The following is a 23,079-nucleotide window of genomic DNA, read 5'->3' as shown; positions in this document are numbered from 1 at the left end:
GTTACGGTGCCCCCATGGCACACGAGATCGAGACTTCCACGATCAAGGTCGGTGACCTCGGCGCGTACCTTGCCCGCCCCTCGGGGGGCAGCAAGAGCGGGATGCTGCTGCTGCCGATGATCACCGGTATCGGTGGGCAGGTGCGCGAGTACGCCGAGGACATCGCCAGGGCCGGGCTCACCGCGCTGACCTGGGATCCCTGGCACGGCCCCAGCATCGACGACACCCCGAGGGACCGGCTGGCGGAGTTGATGCGTCAGCTCGACGACGAGGCCTGCCTTGAGGAGATGCGGCGACTGCTGGACCACCTGCTCGGCGAGCTGGGGGTGGAGCGGGCCGGTGTGATCGGCTGGTGTCTCGGTGGCCGGTTCGCGCTGATTCTCGGCGGCAGGGACGAGCGGCTCGCCAACGTCGTCGCCTACCACCCGACGGTCCCCGGCACTCCCGCGCCCAACCACACCGTGGACGCCGTCGAGCACACGGCGCGGATCAAGGCTCCGGTGCTGATGCTGTACCCGGGGGCGGACACGCTGGTGCCGCGGGAGAGTTTCGCGCGGTTGCAGGACGCGCTGTACTCCCGCGACAGCGGGCCGAGCCTGGTTCATGTCTACCCGCATGCCGAACACGGCTTCAGTGACCGAGGCAGGCACGGCAGCGAGGTGAACGCCACCGCGTACGCGATTTCCTGGCCGCAGGCCCTGGAATTCATGAAGGTGACCACCGCTGCCACCGCGTGACGACGGCGACTCGAACGAGCTTGAGTTCCACTATGGACAGCCAATCAGTTCGGGCCGCGGAAAGGAGAGCTTGCCGTCGGGGTATCAGGTGTGGAGTCGTCGTCATGCGGGCGAAGGAAGCGCGGTGCCGCTTAGCTTTGCCGCTGAGCGGACGAGTGATGCGACCGCCTTGGATTGACTGCTTGGCGGCCACGCGATCACCGTGGTGACCTTCGGCGCGTCAACCACGGGCACCGCGACGTGCTCGGGCCACTGCCAGGCACGACTGGAGGCAGGGATGACCAGCAGTGTCTTGCCGAGCGCAACGAGCTGAGCGAGCTGCGACTGGGTGTGCACCTCCGGTCCGGGCCCGTCCGGGTAGGACCCATCCAGCCGGGGCCATCGAGCGATCGGCAGGTCCGGCACGTCGCGGACCTCCGCCAGCGTGAGCTGGTCGCGTGACGCGAGCGGATGGCCGGAGGGAAGGATCGCGACCTGGCCCTCGACGCAGAGCTCCTCGGTGTCGAACCCGGCGAGGTCGTCGAACGGGCGGTGCATGAGTGCCACGTCGGCGCGCCCGTCGCGGAGCAGCCGAGCCTGTTCGCCGACCTCGCACAGCAGGACCTCGACCGGTGCCGCACCGGGTTCGGTCGCGAACGTGTCGAGCAGCCGTCGCAGCAACTCGTGGGATGCCCCGGCCTTCGACGCGAGCACCAGTGGCCGCTTCGGGTCCCCGGCGCGCCGCGTCCGGCGCGCGGCGGCAGCGACCGCGTCGAGGACCGCTCCGGCCTCGCGGAGCAGCACCCTGCCCGCGTCCGTGAGCGCCACACCCCGCCGGTCACGCACGAGGAGTTGGACCCCGAGCCGCTGCTCGAGTCGGCGGATCGCACGGGACAGCGGCGGTTGTGCGATTCCGAGCCGATCGGCGGCGCGGCCGAAGTGCAGTTCCTCGGCCACGGCGGCGAAATACCGGAGTTCGCGGGTCTCGAGGTCTTCCACCGTCGCAGGTTACCGCCTGATACCTGGCGAGTATCAGGGCTTACTGAATCGGTCTTGGACAGCGAGCACACGCCGCGCCGAGCATGGATCGTGTGAACGACACCAAGACCGCGCTGGTAACCGGCGCGAACAAGGGAATCGGCTTCGCCATCGCGCAGGGCCTCGGGGCGATCGGCCTCACCGTCGCGGTGGGGGCCCGCGACGACGTCAGGCGCGAGGAGGCCGTCGAGAAACTGCGTGCCGCGGGCATTGCCGCGTTCGGGGTCGCCCTCGACGTCACCTCCGGCGAGAGCGTCGCCGCGGCGGTCGCGACCGTCGAGCAGGCGGCAGGAAGGCTCGACGTCCTCGTCAACAACGCGGGCATCTCCGGCCGCACCGACGGTGGCGCGCAGGATCCGACGACGCTCGACCTCGACGTCGTCCGCACCGTCGTGGACACGAACGTGTTCGGTGTCGTCCGGGTGACGAACGCGATGCTCCCGCTGTTGTGCCGTGCGGACTCGCCACGCATCGTCAACGTGTCGAGCAACATGGGCTCGCTGACGCTGCAGACCGGTCCGATCATGGCCGCGTACGCACCGTCGAAGTCGATGCTCAACAGCATCACGGCTCAGTACGCCCGGCGACTGTCCGACACGAACGTCATCGTGAACGCCTGCTGCCCCGGCTACGTCGCGACCGACTTCACCGGCTTCAACGCGCCGAGGACACCCCAGCAGGGTGCCGCGATCGCGATCCGGCTCGCCACCTTGCCGGACGACGGCCCGCGCGGCGGCTTCTTCGACGACGAGGGCGTCGTTCCCTGGTGAACCGGAGGATTCCGGACCGGGTGCCAGCAGGTCCTAACGCGACTTGGTGGTTCGTCGGGTGGGTTCGGCGGCCAGTGGGTCCTGTGGCCACGAATGCTTGGGATAGCGGCCCCGCAGCTCGGCTCTAACACTTGGGTATCCGTTGCGCCAGAACGACTCCAGGTCAGCCGTGACCGCCGCGGGCCTGCCCGCGGGCGAGAGCAGGTGCAGCACGACCGGCACCCGTCCGCCCGCGATCCGCGGCGTGGCTCGCCAGCCGAACGTCTCCTGTAGCTTCACCGCGAGCACCGGTTCGGCACCGGAGTAGTCCACCCGTGGTCGAGACCCGCTCGGCACCTCCAACCGGTCGGGAGCCAACTCGTCGAGCTGCCCTGCCCTCGGCCACGGCAGCAACCTGGCGAGCGCGGCGGCGGTGTCGATCCGGGCGAGATCGGCCCGTCGCCTGACCGCCGACAGTTCGGGCTCCAGCCACTCCTTCGCGCGCTCCAGCAGCGCGTCATCACCCACGTCGGGCCACGGTTGCCCCAGGTGCGCGTGCAGGAAAGCCAGCCGTTGCCGCAGCCGCGTCGCCCGCTCAGGCCAGTCCAGCAGTTCAAGGCCCTGCCTGCGCAGGCCCTCCATGGCGGCCGCCCGCAACAGCGCCGGGTCGGGGTTGGCCAGCCGCGCCTCGGTCAGCGTGATGGCCCCGAGCCGTCGGACCGCCCGAGCCACGATGTCGCCGCCCTGCCAGCGCACTTCCTCCGCCTCGGTGACCAGCGAGGCAGCGACGCGGGTTGCGAGTTCGGCGTCGGCACGCGCGGCCAGCCGGATCACCCCGTGCGCCCGGCCGGGTTCGCGGGTGGCTTCCGCCACCGCGAGCCATTCGCTGTCGGCCAGCCTACTGCCCGCCGGCAGCCGCACGGCCGTTCCCGCCGCGAGCAGGTACACCCCGTCCTCGCCCTGCGCACCCCCACGCCGACGCGCCAGCCGCTCGGGGTGGGCGAGGGCAACCACGGTCGCCGGGTCGGGCACCTCCTCGCTGGGCACCTGCACCAGTTGTGCCAGCCGGGCCGCCTCCCTGCGCCACCGGCGTGTGGCTGGGTCGTCATCGCGCGCGAGCCGGTGCAGTTCGTCCTCGATGTCCACACTCCTGCCGCCTGCGTCCAGCAGCGCGACCACTTCCGCGGCCGAGCGGGGACCTACCTCGGGCGCTCCGTCCAGCAACGCGCGAGCCAGCCTCGGGTGCAGTCCGAGTGCCGCCATCCGTTCGCCACGCCGGGTCGGGGTGCCGTCCTCCCGCGTCGCGCCGAGGGTGCGCAGCAGCTGCCTGGCCGCGGCGAGCGCGCCCTCCGGCGGCGGGTCCCACCACGAGAGCCCGCGCCCGTCCGGCGTCGACCAGCAGGCCAGCTCCAGCGCGAGCCGGGAAAGGTCGGCCACCCGGATCTCAGGCTCGGGGTATGCGGGCAGAATCGCGTGTTCCTGCCGTGGCCAGCACCGGTAGACCAGGCCTGGCCCCTGCCTACCCGCCCTGCCCGCGCGCTGTTCGGCGACGGCGGCCGAGACCCGCACCGTCGCCAGGCCAGGAAGGCCTCGGCGATGGTCGACGCGAGGTACCCGCGCCAGCCCGGAATCCACGACGGCCCTCACCCCTGGCACAGTAAGGCTGGACTCGGCGACGGCGGTGGCCAGCACCACGCGCTGCCGGGGCCCGGTTCGCAGCGCGGTATCCTGCCTGGCCGTGGTGAGCCTGCCGTGCAGCGGGAGGACGTCAACGCCGGGCAGGTCGAGCAGGTCCGCGACGCGGGCGATCTCGCCGGCACCTGGCAGGAACGCCAGCACGTCGCCGTCGGTTCGCGCAAGCGCCGTCTCGATCGACCGGGCCACGCGGTTCTCGATGCGTTCCCCGCGCGCGGGCGGGTGGTGCACCACCTCCACCGGAAACGTTCGCGCGTCAGCGGTGACCACGGGCGCGCCGCCGAGCAGGTCCGCGAGCCGCTCCGAGGCGACCGTGGCCGAGGTGGCGAGCAGGCGCAGGTCCTCCCGCAGGCCACCACGCACGTCGACCAACAGCGTCAGCAACAGGTCGGCGTCCAGGTGGCGCTCGTGGCACTCGTCGAGCAGCACCGCCGAGGTGCCGCTGAGCTCGGGATCGGCCTGCAGCCTGCGGACCAGCAGACCAGAGGTCACCACCTCGATCCTGGTGCGGCTTGAGACCACCCGGTCGCCTCGCACCGAGTAGCCGACGGTCTGTCCGAGGGGTTCATCCAGCAGCGCGGCCATGCGCGCCGCCGCCGCCCGCGCCGCAAGCCGCCTTGGCTCGGCCACCACGATCCGCCCCGGCGACCAGTTCGCCAGCGCCAGTGGCACCAGTGTGGTCTTGCCGGTGCCCGCCGGTGCCACCAGCACGGCGGTGCCGTGCCGGTCCAGCGCGGCGCGGACATCCGCGAGCACGTCCCTGACGGGCAGCTCGGGCAGCTCGCGCGATGAGGTCATCGTCTTCCCGGAGTGTGCGAACTCACCGTGACAGGGCGAACCGGGCCTCGCGCAGGCGCTCCTACCGTGCTCGTGGCTGGACGTACTGTCATCGGCCTCACCTCATTCTCAGGTGCGGTAGCTAGCCTAGGAGCGTGCTCGCGTCACGTGGACGACTGCTCGATGGCATCGGCACGCTCACCCGGCTCGGCCTGGCGGCCGTGTGGCTGATCTCCGGTGGCCTGAAACTGGCCGATCCGGGCCAGACCTACCTCGCCGTGCAGGCGTACGACGTGCTGCCACAAAGCCTCGTCGGGGTAGTGGCGACGGCCATGCCGCTGTTGGAGATCACGCTGGGCATCTTCGTGCTGTTCGGTTTCGTGACCAGGCATGTCGCCGTGCTGTCGGGGTTGGTGCTCGTGGCGTTCATCGCGGCGGTGGCGCAGTCGTGGGCGAGGGGGCTCACGATCGACTGCGGCTGCTTCGGCGGTGGCGGTCAGGTGGCGCCGGGTGAGACCGCGTACCCGCAGGAAATCGCGAGGGACGCCGGTTTCCTTGCGCTGGCCGTGTGGCTGGCGGTGCGGCCGAGAACGTCGCTGTCCGTCGACGGTTGGTTGTGGGGCACGCGGCGGCAGCGGCTTGCGGAAGAGCGGGTTGAGGAACAGATGAGGAAGGACGCCAGTGGGCGGAGCGGAACGGACCGCGCGGAAGCGACGGCAGCAGCGGACGGCCGGGGCTGACGCCGTAGCCAGGGCCAGGGGCGGCAACGACACCAAGAAGGTGATCGCTGTCGTCGCGGCGGTGGTGCTGGTAGCGGCGGTAGTGATCGGCGGCGTGTTGTGGACGAACGCGTCCAAGAACGCCACTGAAGGACAGAAGATCCAGCCCGCCGCCCCGGCGGCGGCCGACTACCCGGAGCGCCGCGAAGGTGTCGTCGTGGTGTCGGGTGCGCAGGACGCGCCCGCGACGATCGACGTCTACGCCGACTTCCTATGCCCGGTCTGTGGTGCGTTCGAGCAGGCCTACGGGCAGCAGATCGAGCAGAAGGTCGCGCAGGGTGAGCTTCGGGTACGTACGCACGTGTTGCCGATGCTCACCGAGAAGTCCGACCCGCCCGGCTACTCGCTTGACGCTGCCAACGCGGCGCTGCTGGCCGCGGACGAGGGCAAGTTCTCCGAGTTCCACGACAGCCTGTTCGCCAACCAGCCGGAGGAGGGCAAGCGCGGCTACAGCGACGAACAGCTGATCGAACTCGGTCGCGAGCTGGGCATCACCAGCAAGTCCTTCGCCGACGGTGTGCGCGCGGGAACCTACGACGCGCAACTGCAGGCCGAGTTGCAGCGGGTGCTCGCCGACCCCAGCCTGCAGCGCGACTTCGGCAACGGGCAGCGCGGCTTCGGCACCCCAACGGTCGTCGCGGGCGGCACGATCGTGGACATCGGTGACCAGCAGTGGCTGGACAAGGTGATCCAGCAGGCCAAGAGCTGACCGGGGTGGGTCGCCGTTCGGGTGGCCCACCCCAGCCCAAGGGCGCGACGGCGATCGGGTAGAGTGCTTACTCAACGGGGCTATGGCGCAGCTGGTAGCGCGCCTCACTGGCAGTGAGGAGGTCAGGGGTTCGAGTCCCCTTAGCTCCACGCAAGTTGAGAAAATCGAAACCTGCCCCGTCTGATGGCGGGGCAGGTTCGTTTTTGTGTGCACGTCCCTGCTCACGGCGGTGCCCGCGTGGGCGAGGGTGCTGGCGACGGGCTCGTCGGGCGTATAGCTGACCTGTTCGTCATCGCCGATGATGATGCGTGTGAACAGGGCACGGTTGAGCATGCGCCGTTCGGCGGGCTCGGCCTTGGCGTAGAGGTCGCCGAGGTCGGTGAGGATGTCGGCGATCTGGTAGAGCCCGGCGCGCGCGGTCGCGTAGGTGTCGGTGAGGCTTTCGAGCCGGTTGGTGATCGCGTCGAGGCTGGTGTGGATGCGGTCGTAGCGCCGCCGCGCTCCCGTTGCATTCGCGGGTGACATGTCATCTCGCTGAGTACGATGGTGTCATGACTGGCGCTCTGAACGATCGTGAACTGGCTGCCTGGCGTACGACGATCCAGATGCACGAGATGCTCCGCTACCGGCTCCAGTCGGGGTTCCAGGCGCGCAAGGGGCTCTCCTATCAGGACTACACCGTGTTGGCTCTGGTCTCCAAGGCGCCCGAGGGCAGGATGCGGCCGTTCGAGATCGCGGAACAGGCGACTTGGGAGAAGAGCCGCCTTCATCACCAGCTCAGTCGGATGGAGCGACGGGGTCTGGTCAAGCGTGAGCAATGCGGCTCGCGTGGGATGGACGTGGTGATCACCCCGCTCGGTCGGGATGAGATCACGAAGGCGCGGCCCGAGCACTCAGCCGACGTTCGTCAGTACTTCATCGACGTACTGACGTCTGAGGAGTTGGATCAGTACGCCGCCATCGCGAGAAAGGTCCTGAGTCGGCTCCGTGACGAGGACGCCTGAAAGGGTGCGGTGCACCCTACGGAGACAATCCCCAGGTGCGCCACGAGCCCACCTTCAGGGCCAGGCCGGCCGGATGCCGGATCTGTGCCAGCGACGCGTGGCAGGGTGATATTGCTGGCTACGAGTACGCGATCAGCGCCGATGGGAAGCTCCCAACTCCGTGTCGTACATCGTATCGGCGAGCCGTGGGTCCCGGTCCGCCAGCACGTGGGCAAGCGCCGGCTGCTCGCCCACGGCAAGCCAGCCCAATTCGATCACGCGACGCACATCCTGGTCGGCCAGCATCGCTGCGTCCCTGGATTCACCTCTGGCGTCGATGCTGAGTCGCGCGCAGTCCGGCCTCCGCAGGCACGCCCGCCCAGAGATCGGGGTGACAACCGCGCATAGCATCGAAGACTGCCACCCAGATGCTTCTATGTCACAGAGAAGCGATTAGTCCACCGTCGACAGGGAGTGTGGTCGCGGTGACGTACGACGATAGGTCTGATCCGTAGAAGGCGACCGCGTTGGTGATGTCGTCCGGTTGGGCGTAGCGGCCCAAGAGGAATCGCTCGCGTAGTTTCTCATTGGCGGCAAAGAAGTCCGGGTCGGTATGCAGCATTGGCGACTCCACTGGGCCTGGTGCGACGGCGTTCACGCGAATTCCGTCCGGGCCGAGCGCGCTCGCCAATCCGCGCATCATCCCGATCAGTCCACTCTTGCTCGTGGAGTAGGCAATGCTCATCGAATTGCTCATGAAGCCCATCACGGAGGTCATCAACACGATGCTGCCGCCTTTGCCATGGGCGCGCATGCTCTGTCCGGCCGCCTGGGCGCCGAAGAAGACACCGTCGAGGTTGATACTCAGAAGCGTTCGCCATGCTGCCGCGGGCATGTCGGCGCCCTCGTCCTTGGGAAGCACGATGCCTGCGTTGGCCACCATCAGGTTAATTCCGCCCAGTTCGTCGGCTGCGGCCATCATCGCGTCGTTGTCCTCTGGTGAGGTGACATTGGCGCGAACGAAGCGTGCCGGCACGCCCAGCTTCTCGACCTCTGAGGTTGATGTGGTTGCTTCCTCTCGCGGCACCTCATCCAGATCTGCGACCACCACACCCCTTGCGCCGTGACGTGCAGCGCCGATAGCGATCGACCGACCCAATCCGTTGGACGCACCAGTCACCACAATGACCTTATTCGACAGAAGTCCAGACATCTCGCCTCCAAGGGTTGAAGTATCAACTCGCTTCAGATTAGCCGATCGGCCGCGTCGGCGGGGGCGAGATGCCCAAGTCGGTCGAGATCACGGAGTTCGGCGTGGGGCAACTCAGACGATCGTGACCCCTGAGCAATCAAGCCGACGTCCATCCCTGCTGCCCCGACGCGCAGATCGCGCGCAGCGAGGCGAACTGGATGGGTGGGCGCCGGTGGTCCGCGGGTGTGAATGTGCCGGCTCGAGAGCCAAGGCGCTTGGGGTTGTTGAGGCTCTCGCTGCGGCCACGCTTGTCAGCTATTCAGGGCGCTCACCGCCGCAGAGGGTGGTGTAGATCACGTCAGATCGTGAGATGACATATCAACTCACAAGGTAAGGTTGATGATACATCAACTCATCCACCGAGAGTGAGCACGACATGTCAGATCCGATCAAGACGGCCGTCATCTACTACAGTGCCACGGGCAATGTGCACCGGCTGGCGGAGGCTGCGGCCGAGGGTGCCGAGAAGGCCGGTTCGCAGATCCGTCTCGTCAAGGTCCGCGAGCTCGCGGGCGAGGCGGCTATCAACAGCAATGACGCGTGGCGTACGCACATCGACACCTCCGGGCACGTCGACACCGCGTCGGTGGACGACCTGGACTGGGCAGACGTGGTGATCTTCGGCGCACCGACCCGCTACGGCAACGTGCCTTCGCAGCTCCAGCAGTTCCTGGATCTCACCGGCCCGCTGTGGGCGGCGGGCAAGCTGGCGGACAAGATCTACAGCGCCTTCACCTCCAGTCAGACACCGCACGGCGGTCAGGAGTCCACGCTGCTGTCGCTCTACACGACGATGTACCACTGGGGCGGCATCGTGGTGCCGCCGGGCTTCACCGACCCGATCCAGTTCCGGTCCGGCAACCCGTACGGCGCCTCCCATGTCTCCGCCGACGGCTTCCCTGGCGAGGTCGAGCTGGAAGCGGCGCGCTACCAGGCCCGCCGCGCGGTCGAGGTCGCGGCCGGTGTGATCGGGACTCGTGTCGAGGAGCGAGCGTCATGAATTTCGAGATCGGCATCATGACCTTCGGGGAAGTGACGGCCGATCCCGTCACCGGGCAGGTGCCGTCCCCACAGCAGCGGATGCGGGAGACCATCGAACAAGCCGTCGTCGCCGACGAGGTGGGGCTCGACGTCTTCGGTGTCGGGGAACATCACCGCACCGACTTCGTCGCCACCGCCTCGCCGGTGGTGTTGGCTGCCGCCGCGGAGGCGACCAACGACATCCGGCTCACCAGCTCGGTCACCGTGCTCAGCTCTGATGATCCGGTACGTGTCTGGGAGCAGTTCGCCACCGTCGACCTGATCTCCCGGGGACGCGCCGAGATGGTCGTCGGTCGCGGCTCGTACACCGAGTCGTTCCCGCTGTTCGGGTACGACCTGCGTGATTACGCAGATCTGTTCCGGGAGAAGCTGAGTCTGCTGTTGCGGATCCGGGAGCAGAATCCGCTCACCTGGTCCGGCCGGTTCCGGGCTCCGCTCGTCGACGCCGACATCGCACCGCGGCCAGCCGGTGACACCCTGCCGATCTGGGTCGGAGCCGGCTCGCCGGCCTCCGCGATCAGCACCGGAAAGCTCGGACTGCCGATGGCGATGCCGCTACTGCTCGGGCCGATGAACAGCCACGTCGAGAACGCGGAGCTCTACCGGTCCTCCGCTCGCGCGGCCGGCCACGACGCGACGGCCTTGCGAATCAGCATCAACGCCCATGGCTTCGTGGGCTCCTCGAGTCAGCACGCCCGTGACACGATGTATCCGTACTTCGCCACCGGGATGATGGAGAACAACCATCAACGCGGTCAGGGCTTCCCGATATCCCGTGCGGCGTTCGAGGCACAGGCCTCACCTGCTGCGGCGCTCTTCGTGGGCAGTCCCCAGGAGGTGATCGACAAGCTACTTGGCTATCACGAGCTGTATGGCGTTAGTCGTGCCTTGATCCAGCTGGGCTTCGGCGGGATGCCGCAGGACGAGGTTCTCGCGGCGATCGAACGGCTCGGTACCGAGGTGGCCCCGGTCGTACGCCGGGAAGTCGCCGCACGGGAGGGGAGCACGGGATGACCGCGCTTGCCGCCACCGCGCCCAGAGCCGTGCCGAGCACCACCCCGCTGCGCGTCGTCGTGGTCAACGGCAGTCCGAGCGAACAGTCCAAGACGATGGGGCTGGCCGACCTCATCCTCGATACACTGCGCACGACGCTGCCGATCGAAGTCACACGGGTCGACGTTTACCGTCTCGGGTCGGGCTTCACCGGTGCACTGGAACGTGACGACGTCCCCCCAGGGATCGAGGACACGATCCAGACCGTCGAGAACGCGGACCTGCTGATCGCAGCGGCCCCGGTCTTCCGAGCCTCGGTCCCCGGCATGTTCAAGCACCTCTTCGACCTCGTCGACCAGTACGCGCTGGCCGACAAGCCGGTGCTGCTGGCCGCGACCGGTGGGGGCGACCACCATGCCTTGGTGCTGGAGTACGTGATGCGACCCTTGTTTGGCTTCTTCCAGGCACTGACCCTCCCGGTGGCAATCTATGCGTCCGCTGGCGACTTCGACGGCACCACGGTGCTCAACCCCCGAGTGCATGGGCGCGTTGAGGTCGCCCTCATCGACATCGGCAACATCCTCGCCGCCCGAGTCAGGGAGGTGGCAGACCAGGCGGAGGCATCGCCGTAGCGGTTCAACCTCGCCGAGCGCAGGATGCGATACGCCACCGACGGCGCGGTCTCCGCATGTTGGCGAGCTGAACCGATCCTTCCTGCAACCACTCACAAACCAACGCACCGCTTCTTCACCGTCTTGCCCGTTTAGTTCGGCGAAGGGTGTCAAAACGGCGCCGACTCGGGTCTCCTCCGAGGGGTTTCAGTCGCCGCCTTGCGACGGCACCCCGGCACACCTCGCCATCGACTGGGCAGAGAAGCCCAACCACACCGCCGCCAGGCTTCGGTGAGGCGGATGGCAGCGGCCATGTGCGCACGGTCGCCTGCCTTGAGATGACTCGGCGACGGGGCTACAGCGGGTCCCGAACGTCCACCAGTTCCGCGAGCCGGGCCCTGTAGGTCGGGCAGGTCGTGATGTCCTCGTGCGAGCAGTTCAGCCCGGATTCGAGGAGGTCCAGCGCTGAGCGCAGCGCCGCCATCCTGGCCTGCAGCGCGCGGTGGTTGCGGCGCAGCACGTCCTTGCGGGCGGTGGTGTGGATCGAGGTGAGGAACTCCCGGATCTCCGGCAGCGGCAGGCCTGCCTGCTTCATGAGCACGATCGAGGCCACCCGCACCAGGTCGTCGCGGGTGTAGCGGCGGCGGTCGCCCGCGACGCGGGCGGGGCAGAGCAGGCCCATCGACTCCCAGTGCCGCAGTGCGTGCGTTGGCAGGCCGAAGTGGTCGGCCACCTGGCCGATCGTCATCGGGCTTGACTTCATGTTGACATTAAGTCCGATCATGGCGGGCATGTCCAATCTGCTCGCTGTCCTGGATGCCGTCGAAACCCAACCTGCGGCCGTAGAACTGCGCGCCCGTTCCTACGAGTTGCTCGGCGACCTCACCGGCGCGACCGTGGTGGACGTCGGCTGTGGCGGTGGCCGCGCGGTCGCCGAACTGGCCGAGCGCGGAGCGCGCGCGGTCGGCGTCGACCTCGACCCCGAGATGATCGCTGTGGCCCGAAAGCGTTGGCAGGACTGCGAGTTCCACGTCGGCGACGCCTGCGAGCTGCCGCTGCGGACGGGGTCGGTCGCAGGCTACCGCGCGGACAAGGTGTTGCACACGCTCGACGACCCGGCGCTGGCTGTGGCACAGGCCCGCCGCGTGGTCGCTCCGGGCGGGCGCGTCGTGCTGCTCGGCCAGGACTGGGACACGCTCGTCATCGACTCGGACGAGCCGGAGACCACCCGACGGCTCGTCCATGCGAAGGCGGACGCGCTCCCGTCGCCGCGGGTCGCACGGCGATACCGCAACCTGCTGCTAGACGCAGGGTTCACCGCCCCGGTAGTCGAGGTGCGTACCAGCGTGTTCACCGACGACACCGCGCTCGGCGTGCTGCAACGGATCACCGACGACCAGAGTTGGCTCGCCGAGCAGGCCGAGCGCGCCCGCACGAACCGGATCTTCGTCGCGGTGCCGATGTTCCTCGTCGCCGCGCAGGGATAGCATCAAGCTCGGGCCCGGGCGCGTGACGGGCGATCAGGACCAGAGCGTGACCCGTCCCGCCAGTGACCAGCAGGGCTCGAAACCCCCCCGCCGGGTGCTGCAGTGGGCGAAGGCGGGCGGGCGCGGGCCGGGGTTCGTAGCGTCGACAACATGGAGTTTCGCCACGCCTCGACCGCCGAGTCACTGGACGGCATCGCCGGGTGGGCCGTCAGCCTGATGGATTCGCTCGCGGGCCCTGGGGCCGCTGTCGCGGTGGGCCTGGACAACGTGTTCCCGCCCGTTCCCAGTGAACTTGTTGCTGCCACTGGCCGGGTTTCACCGCCGCTAAGGGCACATTCACGTTCGTGGAGGCCTTGGTATGGACCACGCTCGGCTCGGTGGTCGGTGCGGTGATCGTCTACTACCTGGGGATGCTGCTCGGCTGCGACCGCGTGCGGTCGCGGCTGGTGCGTGTGCCGTTGGTCAAGGCCGACGACTTGGACCGCGCGGAGCGCTGGTTCGCCAAGTACCGGTGCGAAGGCGGTGTTCGTGGGCCGCATGGCGCCACTCGTCCGCAGTTTCATCTCGCTGCCCGCGGGTATCGGCGGCCATGCCGATGTGGAAGTTCCTCACCTTCACCACGCTCGGCAGCCTCGTCTGGAACACTGCTTTGGTGGTCGGCGGCTACCTGCTCGGTGTCAACTGGCACGCCGTCGAGCAGTACGCCGCGAGCCTGCGGAAGCTCGTCATCCTCGCTGCTGTCGCCGCCATCGCCTGGTTCGTGGCGAAGCGGTTACGTACCGGTCCTCGACGTGAGCCGGGCTCGCGCCGCCGCGTTGGCCACGGTCAGACACCCAGCGCGGCCACGACCAGTGCGGCGACGGCGTCACGGTGGCCGGGGCTGTCCTGCCACTTCAGCCTGCGTCCTGCTTCGAAAACCACCCCGAACCCGGCGTGTACCAGCACTCGGGCCTGGCGTGAATCGAGCTCCGGGCGTGCCGACCGGAGTTGCTGCTCCCACACCGCGATGTGTTCGCGCTGTTCGATGATCAGCGGCCGCTGCAGTTTGGCAGGCAAGCCGATGAGTTCGGCGTTGGCGACGTTGGTGAGCGCGGTGTGCTCGAAGCTGTAGGCCACGTAGGTCGCGGCCAGTGTCACCACGGCCTCACGCGGATCGGTCACTCCGCGAAGGTTCTGTTCCACCGCCTGGCCCAGCAGACCCGCCGCCTGCAGGCAGGCCTCCGCCAGGATGTCGGCCTTGCCGGGGAAGTAGCGGTAGATCGCCGACGGAACCAGCCCCACGGCCTCGGCTATCCTGCCGTTGGTCACGGTGGCGAAGCCGTCCCTTTCGAACAGTGGAATCGCGGCCGCGAGGATCTCCGCTCGCCGGGTGCGTGGCACGGGCTGGGCAGGCAGTTCGACCAGTGGGGCGCCACCGGTGCCCGCTGTGGGGTCGGTCGCGACCACCCTCATAGCGGATGCCAGCAGCAGTTCCTCGGTCCGACGTTGCGCGATCGAGGTGCGGTGCATCGTGATGGACCCGATCGCACCGAGAGCCGCCGCCGCCCGCAACCGCTCGTCCGGCAGTGGATGCTCGCGGCTCACGAGATCGGTCACCCGCTCGACGACGTAGCCGAACTTCCCGCGAAGCAACTTGCGGTCCTGGCTGTCGAGATATCGAGCTTCCCACCGGTACACGCCACCCGACGCCCGGTGAGCGACGGTGACCCTGGTGACGGCGGCGAGCACGTCCGCCAACCCCGCTTCGGCGGGCAGTTCGTCGAGCGTGGCTACGAGCCGGTCCACTGTCACGTTCGCACACTCGGCGAACAGCGCGTACTTGTTCGGGAAGTGCCGGTACAGGGCCGCGGCGGTGATGCCGACGCTGGTCGCGATCTCCTCCATGGACGCCCCGTGATAACCGCGCAGGCTGAACACTCGCCCGGCCGCCTCGACGATGAGTTGCCTGCGGTTACGCGGTCGAACGGCCGCGGTCGATCCGGCGGTCACAGTGGCGACCGAGCGGTCGTACGCGGAGACAGGGCCATACGGGCCAGTCAACCACGGACCGAACCACTTCCCCGATACCAGCCCGGCGCGGTCACCCGGTAGCCGTTCCGCTTCGCTCGTGCTGACTGCCGTGGACCGCTGCTTCGCGCGGCGCTCCGAAGCGGCCGAGGTGACAGGCCCCTTGCCGGCTGCTCGCCACCTCGATATGTTAATGAGAAATCTCTTCGTAGATCGAGTGGTAACTCCCCTGCACCGCTCTCGTAATGACCTGGGTAGAGCGGCGTATAACACCTACCGAGGAAGCTAGGTAAGTAAATGAGTAGTCTCAACAGAAGAAGAGTTCTGTCTCTAGGTGCCGCGCTGGGTCTCGCGAGTGTGGCGGGCACCGCGCCCGCATGGGCATGGTCGTCGACCGGTTCGATCGCCGGAACCGGTACGGGTGCCGACCCGTGGTGGGTCTGGGACGACGAAGTGGATCGACTGCTGGCGAGGCTTCTCAAGGCAGGCGAGGTTCCTGCGGTCAACACCGCGATGCAGGCGTGGGTCAACAACAGCGACCCGTTGCCCGGCGACCTGCCGACCGATCTCGCCACCTACCTGCAGCAGGTCAACCGGCTGCCGGCCTGGGCCGACCATGACAAGCTGCGCCGCGCCGCCGACTTCAACCGGCGCAAGGACACCTACCTGTTCATGCTGTACGGGCTCGGCAGCGGCATCATGAGCACGGTGATCCCGCGCGAGGCCAGGTCGGTTTACTGGTCCGCGGGTGGCGCCGACATGAAGGACCGCGCGGCCAAGACGTTCACCTTCGGCTACGACCTCAGTGATCTGAACGCGTTCGAACCCTCCGGCCAGTTCGTGGTCACGGCCAACAAGACCCGCCTCGTGCACGCGGCGGTACGTCACCTGCTTCCGCAGTCGACGCGCTGGACGGCCGTCGCGGACGAGCCCAAGCACATCCCGATCAGCAACGGCGACATCCTGATCACCTTCCACAGTCTCGGCACATTCGTGCACAAGAAGCTGATCGAGTGGCACGTCCCGATGTCGGCCGAGGACGAGGAAGCCTTCCTGCACATGTGGCAGGTCGCCATTCACCTGCTCGGCGTGCGTGAGGAGTTCATCCCCAAGACCTGGGCCGACGCCCGCGCGCAATCGGAGCAGATACTCACACCGCTACTTGCCCCGACGACCGAGGGCAAGCGGCTGGCCGAGGATCTGCTCGGGCTCACCGCGGAACTCGATCTGGGCGTCACTCGTGGCTTCCTCAACGAGTTCGTGCGCTACGTGCTCAGTGACGAGATCGGCGACTGGCTCGAGTTGCGACGCGACTACGCGGCGGCGGCCACGATCCGCACCGGCTGGCCCGCCTACATCGCGTTCAGGGAGGGACTGCTGCCCGTCGCGCCCGCAGGGTTCTACATGTTCGACCAGTTCGTGCGCGCGATCGCGATGCTGTTCCTCAACAACGGCACCTCGCCGACCACCACGCCAATCACGATCCCGACCGGAAACCGGCCGGGCGCCTAACGTGCGGTCGCGATGAGTTCGTCGGTGACCCACCGCGCGACACCGACGGGAAACGGCGCGGACAGGCCGAGAACGAGGTGCGTGAAGCCGGCGTCGATGGCATCGCCGATCGCCTCCCTGGTGACATCGGGTCGTTCGTAGGAGACCGGGACGAACATCGAGCGGGTCACCGCCGCGGGATCGGGCCGACCTCGGTGCAGTAGCGGTCAAGCAGCGCACTGCGGCGGACGGCATCGTCGATACGGCCGCCCGGCATGTTCCACACGTCGGCATGCTGGGCGGCCACCCGCAGTGTCGGAGACGACCGTCCGCCGACGAGGATCGGCGGATATGGCCGCTGAACGGGCTTGGGGCCTTGGCCAACCGTTGCCCTGACACGCCCAGCGCGGCGACGGCCACCGGTTCGGTGGCGGCCACGGCCGTCGGCGGGCATGCTCGAAACGGGTCGTCCGCGTTCAGCGGGCGGGGCAGGCAGACCGGAGTTGGGGGCGATGGTATGGACCAGGCTGCGCGGGAACCGATCCGACTGGACTCGGACTTCTTCCAGAACGCACCCGAGCTGTCGCGGCTGTTGCGTACGGAGCAGCCGGTGCGGCAGGTGGTGATGCCGCGCGGGCTGCCCGCCTGGCTCGTGACCAGGTACGCCGACGCCAAGACGCTGCTGGCCGATCAGCGGTTGAGCAAGGACAGCGAGCGGGCCCGTGCTCTCTTCCAGCGCAGGCTCACCACGCAGGGGGAGACGTCGAGGCCGTTCGAACGCTCACTTGCCGCGCATATGCTGAACATGGACCCGCCGGATCACACGCGGCTGCGCAAGCTGGTGAACAAGGCGTTCACGGCACCGACCGTGGCGCGGTTGCGGCCCCGGATCGAGGAGATCACCGAGAACCTGCTCGCCGACATGGCAGGCAGCGCCGAGATCGACCTGCTGTCGGCGTTCGCGTTCCCGCTGCCGATCACGGTGATCTGTGAGTTGCTCGGCGTGCCGGACGACGCACGCGAGGACTTCCGGACGTGGTCGAGCACGCTGCTCGACACCGCGACACCGGAACAGATCGAGTTCGCGTCGGGCAAGATGGCGCGATACCTGGCCGAACTCATCGCGCGCAAGCGTGCCGAGCCGACCGACGACCTGCTCTCTGCGCTCGTCCACGCCACCGACGAGGGTGACGCGCTGTCGGAGCAGGAACTGGTGTCGATGGCGTTCCTGCTGCTGGTCGCAGGACACGAGACGACCGTCAACCTCATCGGTAACGGCGTGCTGGCGCTGCTGCGGGAGCCGGACCAGCTCGCAGCCCTGCGGGCCGACCCAGCCCTGCTGCCCGGCGCGGTCGAGGAGTTCCTGCGGCTGGAGAGCCCGATTCACATGGCGACGCTGCGGTTCACGACGGAACCGGTGCGGCTGGGGCAGGTCGAGATCCCGGCGGAGGAGTTCGTGCTGATCTCCCTGCTGGCGGCCAACCGCGATAGCGAGCGATATCCGGACCCCGACCGGCTCGACGTGACACGGCAGGCCGGCGGGCATCTCGCCTTCGGGCACGGCATCCACTTCTGCGTGGGCGCACCGCTGGCCAGGCTGGAGGCGCGGATCGCGATCGGTCGGCTGCTGGAGCGGTTCCCCGGGCTCGAGCTGGCGGCGGAGCCGGAGACGCTGCGGTGGCGGGACAGTTCGCTCATCCACGGGCTTCAGACGCTGCCGGTGCGCCTGGGCTAGTTCGCGCCTTCGGCTCGGGTTGCCGGTGCCCGTGGCTTTGTACGCTGGTGGAATGTGCCGGAATATCACTGTGCTCCGCGGCCTTGAACCTCCCGCGACGGCGGAGGAGGTCGAGGCCGCCGCCCGGCAGTACGTCCGGAAGGTCAGCGGTGTGCAGAGCCTCTCCGATGCCACCAGGGAGCCGTTCGAGGCCGCCGTCGCCGAGATCGCCGCCATCACCGCTCGTCTGCTGGACGAGTTGCCGACCCGTCGCAAGCCGCCGACCACCGTGCCGCCGCTTCGCCGCCCCGAGGTCAGGGCGCGGCTGGGGGCGGAGTGAAACCGCGCGCCGTCAGACGTGCTCGTCGCCAGAGCTACCGCTCTGCGCCGCCGAGGAGAGCACCTGATCGGCGACGCTGACATCCTCGACCACGGTCAGAGCCAGGTCAGCGAGCCGCAGGTTGCTGTGGCGGGCATGGTTGCGCAGCAAGGCGAAGGACTGCGCCATGTCGAGTTCGCTTCGGCCCGAGATGACTCCCTTCGCCTGCTCGATGATCACTCGGCTGTTGAGCGCGCTCTGCAGTTGCTCGGCTAGCACGTCCGCACGCTGCACCGCCTGCTGGTGCAGGATGCCGATGGTCGCCATGTCGGCGAGTGCCCGGCCGATGCGCACGTCACTGTCCGCCATAGGGCCCGGGTGGACGCGGAAGAGATTGAGCGCGCCGATCGTCTCGTTGCGCAGTCGCATCGGCAGCGCGTGAACCGACCGGAACCCCTCCCGCACCGCGTGCTCGGCGAATCGCGGCCACCGCTCGATGTCATCGTTCAAATCGAGCGCCATCACCGGCTGCTTGGTGCGAACCGACTCCAGACAGGGCCCCTCGTTGGCTTCCAACTGGAACAGTTCCACCATCCTGGCCTGCTCCGTCGAGGACGACACCACGCGAAGGTGGCCACGCTGGTCGGAAAGTACCAGTCCGGCCGCATCGACGGGCAGCAACCGCACGCAGTACTCAGTCAGGCGGTCCAGCAGGTCGATGAGATCGTAGTCGTCGACCAGTGTGTCCGCCAGACTCACCAGGGCCTCCGCCAGCGCCGTCTCGTGGGTGTCTGGCGTCGTCATCGCAACTCCTCGTCATCGAATCGCAGTCGTCGGGCGACGACATCCCTGGCAACCTCGTCAAGCAGCCGGTTCTGTGCGAAAGCGACGCTACGCAGCTTCGCCAGCGCCATCTGAGCGCTGACACCAAGTTGCCCGATGATCATGCCGGTGGCCTGGTAAACCTCCGTGCGGTGGAGCGGAGCGCCCGTGAGCCAGCCGTCGGAGTCCGCTGATCCCCACCCGGCAGCCGTCTCCAGTGTCTCGCCGACACGCAGGCCCAGCAACGACCAGAGTGCGGCATCCGCTACCCGCAGTGCGCCAGTAAGGTCCGCACCGATTAGCTCGCCAGCCTCTGTCCGGTAGAGATCCAACACTCCGAGGGCAATGGCGCCGAGTTGCAGCGGAAAGACGTACAGGCCACCGATGGGGATGTCGCGGACAGCGTTTGTGAACATCGGCCAGCGGCCGTCGGTCGCCGCGAGATTCGTCACGAGCACGGGCTTGTGCTGCGTGAAGGCTTCGACGCAGGGTCCTTCGCCCAGATTGAACTGCAACGAGTCCAGTTGGTTCATCACCAGATCGCTGGCGAAGACCGTCTCGTGGGCGCCCCCACCCGTCATCAGAGTGATCGCTGCCCCGCTCACCGGTAGGTATTCCAGACATGCCGCGCCGATCCGTTGCGGGCCGTCGGCGCCACTCTCGGCGACGATGGCCCGCAGCACAGCGTTCAGTCGCTCGAGATCTGTCATGTCGGGCTCTCCTGTCCCTGGAGGCGGCTGGGACAAGATGAGCAACCAGGTGTGCTCAGGTTTCGGGTGCGTTACTGGACAAGTTCGAGCCTACACGTGGCAAAGTGGCGAGTCGCGCTCCCTGGCGAGATCAGCCTAGGTGGGAATCCGGTCTTCGATGCCGGTCGCGGCACCGAAGCCCAGGCGGATAGAAAGGTGTTCGTGCAACCCGGCGAGTCTCAGCGCGCGCACCACGCACCTGTTCTCGCCTGTAATCACCTGCAGCATCGCACCGTGTCGCTCGACCAGCTCGCGGCTGTCCACGAGTACAGACATGCCCGCCGCGCCGATGAAGCCGAGACCAGACAGATCGACGATGACGGCTTTCAGTGAGCCGTCAAGGCGAGCGCTGATCCTGGCCGCGAGGTAGGGCGCGGTCAGCAGGTCCAGCTCGCCGCGCACGGCGAGAATGAGAGTGTCCTGGTCGGGACGCCGCTCGTCGACTCGCAGCCCGGAGGCCGGGCTTTCGCAGGCGGTCATGTCTGATGCGATCGACGAGGCCCGCCACGTGGTGTCGATCGGGGAAGCCGACTGTGTCGCGGTGTCCATCGCTGGTCTCCCTCCCCAAATACCGAGCGGACAGGCTCGCCACCGGCGAGCTGTCCCTGGATCGTCCCCCTACTTGTCGCCCTGCTGCCCGCCCACCGAATGTGAGCTGTGAGCGTTCCATATCCCGCAACTGGCATCGCAATCTCCTTGTGCCCGTCGAGATGGGGCTGTGGATCGCAGATGACCTACACCGGGGTCTGGAGCGGCGGCATCTACAGGCATGTCTGATCGGCGGTCGCCACCGAGCGCGACGTCATCGAGACGCTCCTATCCTATTTCCGCGGGCAGCAATACGTCCAGGCTCGCTCCCCGATTCGATGGTGTATCCGACCCGGCCGCGTTGAATCGCGGTCGAACGCGGTTCAGTCGCGGCGCAGTGCCTTGCAGATCAGTTGACTGACGACCAGGTAGATGAGCGCCGCAAGGCCGTAGTTCATCACCACGCCCACGACGGCGTCGTCGGGCGTGAACACGTCACCCAGCCCAAGCACCAGCGTCTTGGCCAACATGTAGACGGTGGCGACGAAGCCGTTGGCCTGGTTGGCGTCCAGCACGACGAACAGCACGTGGGCCGCGAAGATCGCCACGATGAGGCCGGTCACTCCCTGCACGAGGTGGGCGATGTTGTTCGCGCGACGTTCGCTGCGCAGCCTTTCCGCGTATTCGTAGTCGGCTCGCTGCTGCGGCGGCGGCCCCGCGGCATAGGGCTGGTACTGCTCGGGCTGGCGGTAGGGGTCGTAAGTCATGGCCGCGAATTGTTACAAGTAGGTAGGGGAATAACAACCCTTCGCTTGTGAGGCTTGCGTCGCTGTGCCGGTGCGGCCGTGCTCGAGTGAGCAGGCTTACCCTGATCGCGTGAACGACGGCTGGAGTGTGGGGTGAGCGAGGTCGGCAGGCTGCTCGCGGGCCGGTATCGGCTGCGCCGCAGGCTGGGCAGCGGCGGTATGGGCGTCGTGTGGAAGGCCATTGACCTGCGCCTGCAGCGACCGGTGGCGGTCAAGCAACTGCGGGAGCAGCCAGAGCTCGATGCCGGTGACTCCGAGGAAGCTCGGCAGCGCGCCATGCGAGAAGGCCGCATCGCGGCGAAGCTGTATCACCCCAACGCCATCGCGGTACACGATGTCGTCGAAGACGGCGGGCAACCGTTGCTCATCATGGAGTACCTCCCCTCCAGAAGCCTCGCCGACATCCTGGGCCAGGACGGGCGACTCACCCCGAGGGAGGCCGCGAGCATCGGCGCGCAGGTCGCCGCCGCACTGGCCGAGGCCCACGCGGCGGGCATCGTGCACAGGGACGTCAAGCCCGGCAACATCCTGATCGCGGACGACGGCACGGTGAAGATCGGCGACTTCGGGATCTCCCATGCCGCGGGCGACATCTCCGTCACCCGTTCCGGGGTCGTGCCCGGCACACCTGCCTATTTCGCGCCCGAGGTCGCGCGTGGTCGTACTCCCACTGCCGCCTCCGACGTGTTCTCTCTCGGCGCAACGCTCTACGCGGCAGTGGAAGGCGCGCCACCGTTCGGTGAGGACGACGACAACTCCCTCACGGTGCTGCACCGCGTGGCCGAGGGTGTGTTCGACGAGCCCCGCCACGCGGGTCCGCTCAAACCGCTGTTGCTGACGATGCTCGCGGTCGATCCGGCGGAGCGGATCGGCGCCGCGCAGGTCAAAGCCGCGGCACAGGCAGTGGTCACCGGTGGTCGCCCCGCGATCGAGTTGCCGAGGCAGGCGCAGGTAGGCGCAGTGTCGGCCGACGAACCCGCCACCGACCCGCTGGCCACCTCCTCCGCACAGACGATGCCGGTGCGCACCGAAGACATGGCAGCGGCACCGAGACGGAAATGGCAGCCGTCCCGGCGCGCGCTGCTGTACGCGGCCGGGGCGCTGGTCGTCGTCGCCGGTGTCGTCGTGTTCGTCGTCAGCCGACCTGAACAGCCTGCCACCGTGGCACAACCCCGACCCACGACCCCGACCTCCGCAACCAGCCGTCCGCTGACCGAGCAGGACGCGCTGCAGGTGGTGTCGAACTACTACGCGGCTCTGCCCGAGCAGCCCGACCGTGCGTGGGCCCGACTGAGCCCACGCATGCAGGCACAGGGCCGTGAGCGGTTTGACTCCTACTGGTCGAACGTCACCGAGGTCACCGTTGTCTCGCCGCCCCGGACGACCGGCGAGAACACTGTTCACGTCGGAGTCGAGATCGCGTTGAGCGACGGTACGACGATGACCGAGTACCACCAGTTCGGCATCGTCAAGGTCGACGGCACGCCGCGGATCGACACCGACAGCCTGCTCGACAGCAAGCGCGTCGAGCCGTCCCGTTCCGGTACCGACCCTGCTTCTGACACCCTGGAGGCCAGCAGCCAGGCACCCCCTCCGCCGGGCGACGGTGGAGCCGACGACAAGCCAGGCAGGGGCAACGGAAACGGTCACGGACGTAACCCCAACGGCTGAACATGGCTGATCCCGCGGCGACCCCTGCGGGCGGGAGCGGGGGACTCGCGGGCGGGAGCGGGGGACTCGCGGGGGCAGTGGGTTTCCCTGATCCGGGGAGCGGGTACCGCCGGGAACATGTCACGCGTACGGAGCAGACTTC

Annotated in this window: 24 protein-coding genes, 1 tRNA gene and 2 pseudogenes; 16 read left to right on the top strand and 11 right to left on the bottom strand. The window is 68.0% G+C overall.

Features of this window, described 5'->3' with window-relative positions; genetic code table 11:
* The first annotated feature begins 14 nt into the window (after positions 1 to 14).
* The gene (locus FHU38_RS20705) at positions 15 to 737 is read left to right on the top strand and encodes a dienelactone hydrolase family protein (protein ID WP_167173937.1); all 723 of its coding nucleotides are present in this window, start codon (positions 15 to 17) and stop codon (positions 735 to 737) included.
* A gap of 102 nt (positions 738 to 839) precedes the next feature.
* On the opposite strand, the gene FHU38_RS20700 is transcribed toward FHU38_RS20705, so the two are convergent.
* Positions 840 to 1,715: a LysR family transcriptional regulator gene (locus FHU38_RS20700; protein ID WP_167173935.1), complete on the bottom strand. Its 876-nt coding sequence runs from the start codon at positions 1,713 to 1,715 to the stop codon at positions 840 to 842.
* Positions 1,716 to 1,798: 83 nt separating this feature from the next.
* Between FHU38_RS20700 and FHU38_RS20695 the strand changes: the two genes are divergently transcribed.
* Positions 1,799 to 2,524: an SDR family oxidoreductase gene (locus FHU38_RS20695; RefSeq protein WP_208415765.1), complete on the top strand. Its 726-nt coding sequence runs from the start codon at positions 1,799 to 1,801 to the stop codon at positions 2,522 to 2,524.
* Positions 2,525 to 2,557: 33 nt separating this feature from the next.
* On the opposite strand, the gene hrpB is transcribed toward FHU38_RS20695, so the two are convergent.
* Positions 2,558 to 4,996 carry an ATP-dependent helicase HrpB gene (gene hrpB / locus FHU38_RS20690; protein WP_167173929.1) on the bottom strand — a complete coding sequence of 813 codons (2,439 nt, stop codon included), beginning with the start codon at positions 4,994 to 4,996 and terminating at the stop codon, positions 2,558 to 2,560.
* A 134-nt stretch (positions 4,997 to 5,130) separates the two neighbouring features.
* Here hrpB and FHU38_RS20685 point away from each other — a divergent pair, with 134 nt between their 5' ends.
* The 5 genes from FHU38_RS20685 to FHU38_RS20665 all read left to right on the top strand — a co-directional run bounded on the left by FHU38_RS20685 (position 5,131) and on the right by FHU38_RS20665 (position 7,467).
* Positions 5,131 to 5,715: a MauE/DoxX family redox-associated membrane protein gene (locus FHU38_RS20685; RefSeq protein WP_167173926.1), complete on the top strand. Its 585-nt coding sequence runs from the start codon at positions 5,131 to 5,133 to the stop codon at positions 5,713 to 5,715.
* The gene (locus FHU38_RS20680) at positions 5,657 to 6,463 is read left to right on the top strand and encodes a DsbA family protein (protein WP_167173922.1); all 807 of its coding nucleotides are present in this window, start codon (positions 5,657 to 5,659) and stop codon (positions 6,461 to 6,463) included. The genes FHU38_RS20685 and FHU38_RS20680 overlap by 59 nt, the downstream gene beginning before the upstream one ends.
* A gap of 76 nt (positions 6,464 to 6,539) precedes the next feature.
* A tRNA-Ala gene (locus FHU38_RS20675) sits at positions 6,540 to 6,612 on the top strand.
* 88 nt (positions 6,613 to 6,700) lie between these two features.
* Positions 6,701 to 6,985 carry a hypothetical protein gene (locus tag FHU38_RS20670; protein ID WP_167173919.1) on the top strand — a complete coding sequence of 95 codons (285 nt, stop codon included), beginning with the start codon at positions 6,701 to 6,703 and terminating at the stop codon, positions 6,983 to 6,985.
* A 29-nt stretch (positions 6,986 to 7,014) separates the two neighbouring features.
* Positions 7,015 to 7,467 (top strand): MarR family winged helix-turn-helix transcriptional regulator, encoded by a 453-nt coding sequence (locus tag FHU38_RS20665; protein ID WP_208415764.1) that lies wholly within the window; start codon positions 7,015 to 7,017, stop codon positions 7,465 to 7,467.
* Positions 7,468 to 7,599: 132 nt separating this feature from the next.
* Here the strand turns inward: FHU38_RS20665 and FHU38_RS20660 are convergent, their stop codons facing one another.
* Together FHU38_RS20660 and FHU38_RS20655 are read right to left on the bottom strand one after the other, a co-directional pair.
* Positions 7,600 to 7,752 carry a hypothetical protein gene (locus tag FHU38_RS20660; protein ID WP_167173916.1) on the bottom strand — a complete coding sequence of 51 codons (153 nt, stop codon included), beginning with the start codon at positions 7,750 to 7,752 and terminating at the stop codon, positions 7,600 to 7,602.
* A gap of 133 nt (positions 7,753 to 7,885) precedes the next feature.
* On the bottom strand, positions 7,886 to 8,659 hold the full coding sequence (locus tag FHU38_RS20655; protein WP_167173913.1) for an SDR family NAD(P)-dependent oxidoreductase: 774 nt from the start codon (positions 8,657 to 8,659) through the stop codon (positions 7,886 to 7,888).
* Between the two features lie 415 nt (positions 8,660 to 9,074).
* Between FHU38_RS20655 and wrbA the strand changes: the two genes are divergently transcribed.
* Genes wrbA through FHU38_RS20640 form a run of 3 tightly spaced genes read left to right on the top strand, consistent with a single transcriptional unit; the run spans position 9,075 to position 11,364 of the window.
* Positions 9,075 to 9,698 carry an NAD(P)H:quinone oxidoreductase gene (wrbA, locus tag FHU38_RS20650; protein ID WP_167173911.1) on the top strand — a complete coding sequence of 208 codons (624 nt, stop codon included), beginning with the start codon at positions 9,075 to 9,077 and terminating at the stop codon, positions 9,696 to 9,698.
* A complete protein-coding gene (locus FHU38_RS20645; RefSeq protein WP_167173909.1) occupies positions 9,695 to 10,753 on the top strand; it encodes an LLM class flavin-dependent oxidoreductase in 1,059 nt (352 codons plus the stop codon). The genes wrbA and FHU38_RS20645 overlap by 4 nt, the downstream gene beginning before the upstream one ends.
* Positions 10,750 to 11,364: an NAD(P)H-dependent oxidoreductase gene (locus FHU38_RS20640; protein ID WP_167173905.1), complete on the top strand. Its 615-nt coding sequence runs from the start codon at positions 10,750 to 10,752 to the stop codon at positions 11,362 to 11,364. Before FHU38_RS20645 ends, FHU38_RS20640 begins: the two co-directional genes overlap by 4 nt.
* Positions 11,365 to 11,698: 334 nt before the next feature.
* Here FHU38_RS20640 and FHU38_RS20635 read toward each other — a convergent pair whose 3' ends face one another.
* The gene (locus FHU38_RS20635; protein ID WP_208415763.1) at positions 11,699 to 12,106 is read right to left on the bottom strand and encodes a MerR family transcriptional regulator; all 408 of its coding nucleotides are present in this window, start codon (positions 12,104 to 12,106) and stop codon (positions 11,699 to 11,701) included.
* Positions 12,107 to 12,134: 28 nt separating this feature from the next.
* On the opposite strand from FHU38_RS20635, the gene FHU38_RS20630 reads away from it, so the two are divergent.
* Both FHU38_RS20630 and FHU38_RS27515 read left to right on the top strand, forming a co-directional pair.
* On the top strand, positions 12,135 to 12,830 hold the full coding sequence (locus tag FHU38_RS20630; RefSeq protein ID WP_167173902.1) for a methyltransferase domain-containing protein: 696 nt from the start codon (positions 12,135 to 12,137) through the stop codon (positions 12,828 to 12,830).
* Positions 12,831 to 12,980: 150 nt separating this feature from the next.
* Positions 12,981 to 13,608 (top strand): annotated as a pseudogene (locus FHU38_RS27515) (DedA family protein); the annotation flags it as partial.
* A gap of 47 nt (positions 13,609 to 13,655) precedes the next feature.
* On the opposite strand, the gene FHU38_RS20620 reads toward FHU38_RS27515, so the two are convergent.
* On the bottom strand, positions 13,656 to 14,819 hold the full coding sequence (locus FHU38_RS20620; protein ID WP_167173899.1) for a TetR/AcrR family transcriptional regulator: 1,164 nt from the start codon (positions 14,817 to 14,819) through the stop codon (positions 13,656 to 13,658).
* A 315-nt stretch (positions 14,820 to 15,134) separates the two neighbouring features.
* Between FHU38_RS20620 and FHU38_RS20615 the strand changes: the two genes are divergently transcribed.
* Positions 15,135 to 16,349: an oxygenase MpaB family protein gene (locus FHU38_RS20615; RefSeq protein WP_167173896.1), complete on the top strand. Its 1,215-nt coding sequence runs from the start codon at positions 15,135 to 15,137 to the stop codon at positions 16,347 to 16,349.
* On the opposite strand, the pseudogene FHU38_RS20610 reads toward FHU38_RS20615, so the two are convergent.
* Positions 16,346 to 16,701: pseudogene (locus FHU38_RS20610) on the bottom strand (LLM class flavin-dependent oxidoreductase); the annotation flags it as partial. The gene FHU38_RS20615 and the pseudogene FHU38_RS20610 overlap by 4 nt on opposite strands.
* 144 nt (positions 16,702 to 16,845) lie before the next feature.
* Here FHU38_RS20610 and FHU38_RS20605 point away from each other — a divergent pair.
* Both FHU38_RS20605 and FHU38_RS20600 read left to right on the top strand, forming a co-directional pair.
* Complete coding sequence (locus tag FHU38_RS20605; RefSeq protein WP_167173893.1) at positions 16,846 to 18,063, top strand: cytochrome P450 family protein; 1,218 nt, start codon at positions 16,846 to 16,848, stop codon at positions 18,061 to 18,063.
* Between the two features lie 52 nt (positions 18,064 to 18,115).
* A complete protein-coding gene (locus FHU38_RS20600) occupies positions 18,116 to 18,382 on the top strand; it encodes a DUF2277 domain-containing protein (protein WP_167173890.1) in 267 nt (88 codons plus the stop codon).
* Between the two features lie 12 nt (positions 18,383 to 18,394).
* Here FHU38_RS20600 and FHU38_RS20595 read toward each other — a convergent pair whose 3' ends face one another.
* The 4 genes from FHU38_RS20595 to FHU38_RS20580 all read right to left on the bottom strand — a co-directional run bounded on the left by FHU38_RS20595 (position 18,395) and on the right by FHU38_RS20580 (position 21,227).
* Positions 18,395 to 19,165: a GAF and ANTAR domain-containing protein gene (locus tag FHU38_RS20595; protein WP_167173887.1), complete on the bottom strand. Its 771-nt coding sequence runs from the start codon at positions 19,163 to 19,165 to the stop codon at positions 18,395 to 18,397.
* A complete protein-coding gene (locus tag FHU38_RS20590; protein ID WP_167173884.1) occupies positions 19,162 to 19,893 on the bottom strand; it encodes a GAF and ANTAR domain-containing protein in 732 nt (243 codons plus the stop codon). The genes FHU38_RS20595 and FHU38_RS20590 overlap by 4 nt, the downstream gene beginning before the upstream one ends.
* A 135-nt stretch (positions 19,894 to 20,028) precedes the next feature.
* Entirely contained in the window at positions 20,029 to 20,481 is a 453-nt protein-coding gene (locus FHU38_RS20585; RefSeq protein WP_167173881.1) for an STAS domain-containing protein, read from the bottom strand.
* A 362-nt stretch (positions 20,482 to 20,843) separates the two neighbouring features.
* A complete protein-coding gene (locus FHU38_RS20580; RefSeq protein WP_243852303.1) occupies positions 20,844 to 21,227 on the bottom strand; it encodes a hypothetical protein in 384 nt (127 codons plus the stop codon).
* Between the two features lie 132 nt (positions 21,228 to 21,359).
* Between FHU38_RS20580 and FHU38_RS20575 the strand changes: the two genes are divergently transcribed.
* On the top strand, positions 21,360 to 22,937 hold the full coding sequence (locus tag FHU38_RS20575; RefSeq protein WP_167173877.1) for a serine/threonine-protein kinase: 1,578 nt from the start codon (positions 21,360 to 21,362) through the stop codon (positions 22,935 to 22,937).
* The last annotated feature ends 142 nt before the right edge of the window (positions 22,938 to 23,079 follow it).

The sequence above is a fragment of the Saccharomonospora amisosensis genome, assembly GCF_011761185.1.
GTDB classification, from domain to species: Bacteria; Actinomycetota; Actinomycetes; order Mycobacteriales; family Pseudonocardiaceae; genus Saccharomonospora_A; species Saccharomonospora_A amisosensis.
This window is presented reverse-complemented; position numbering and strand designations above follow the sequence as displayed.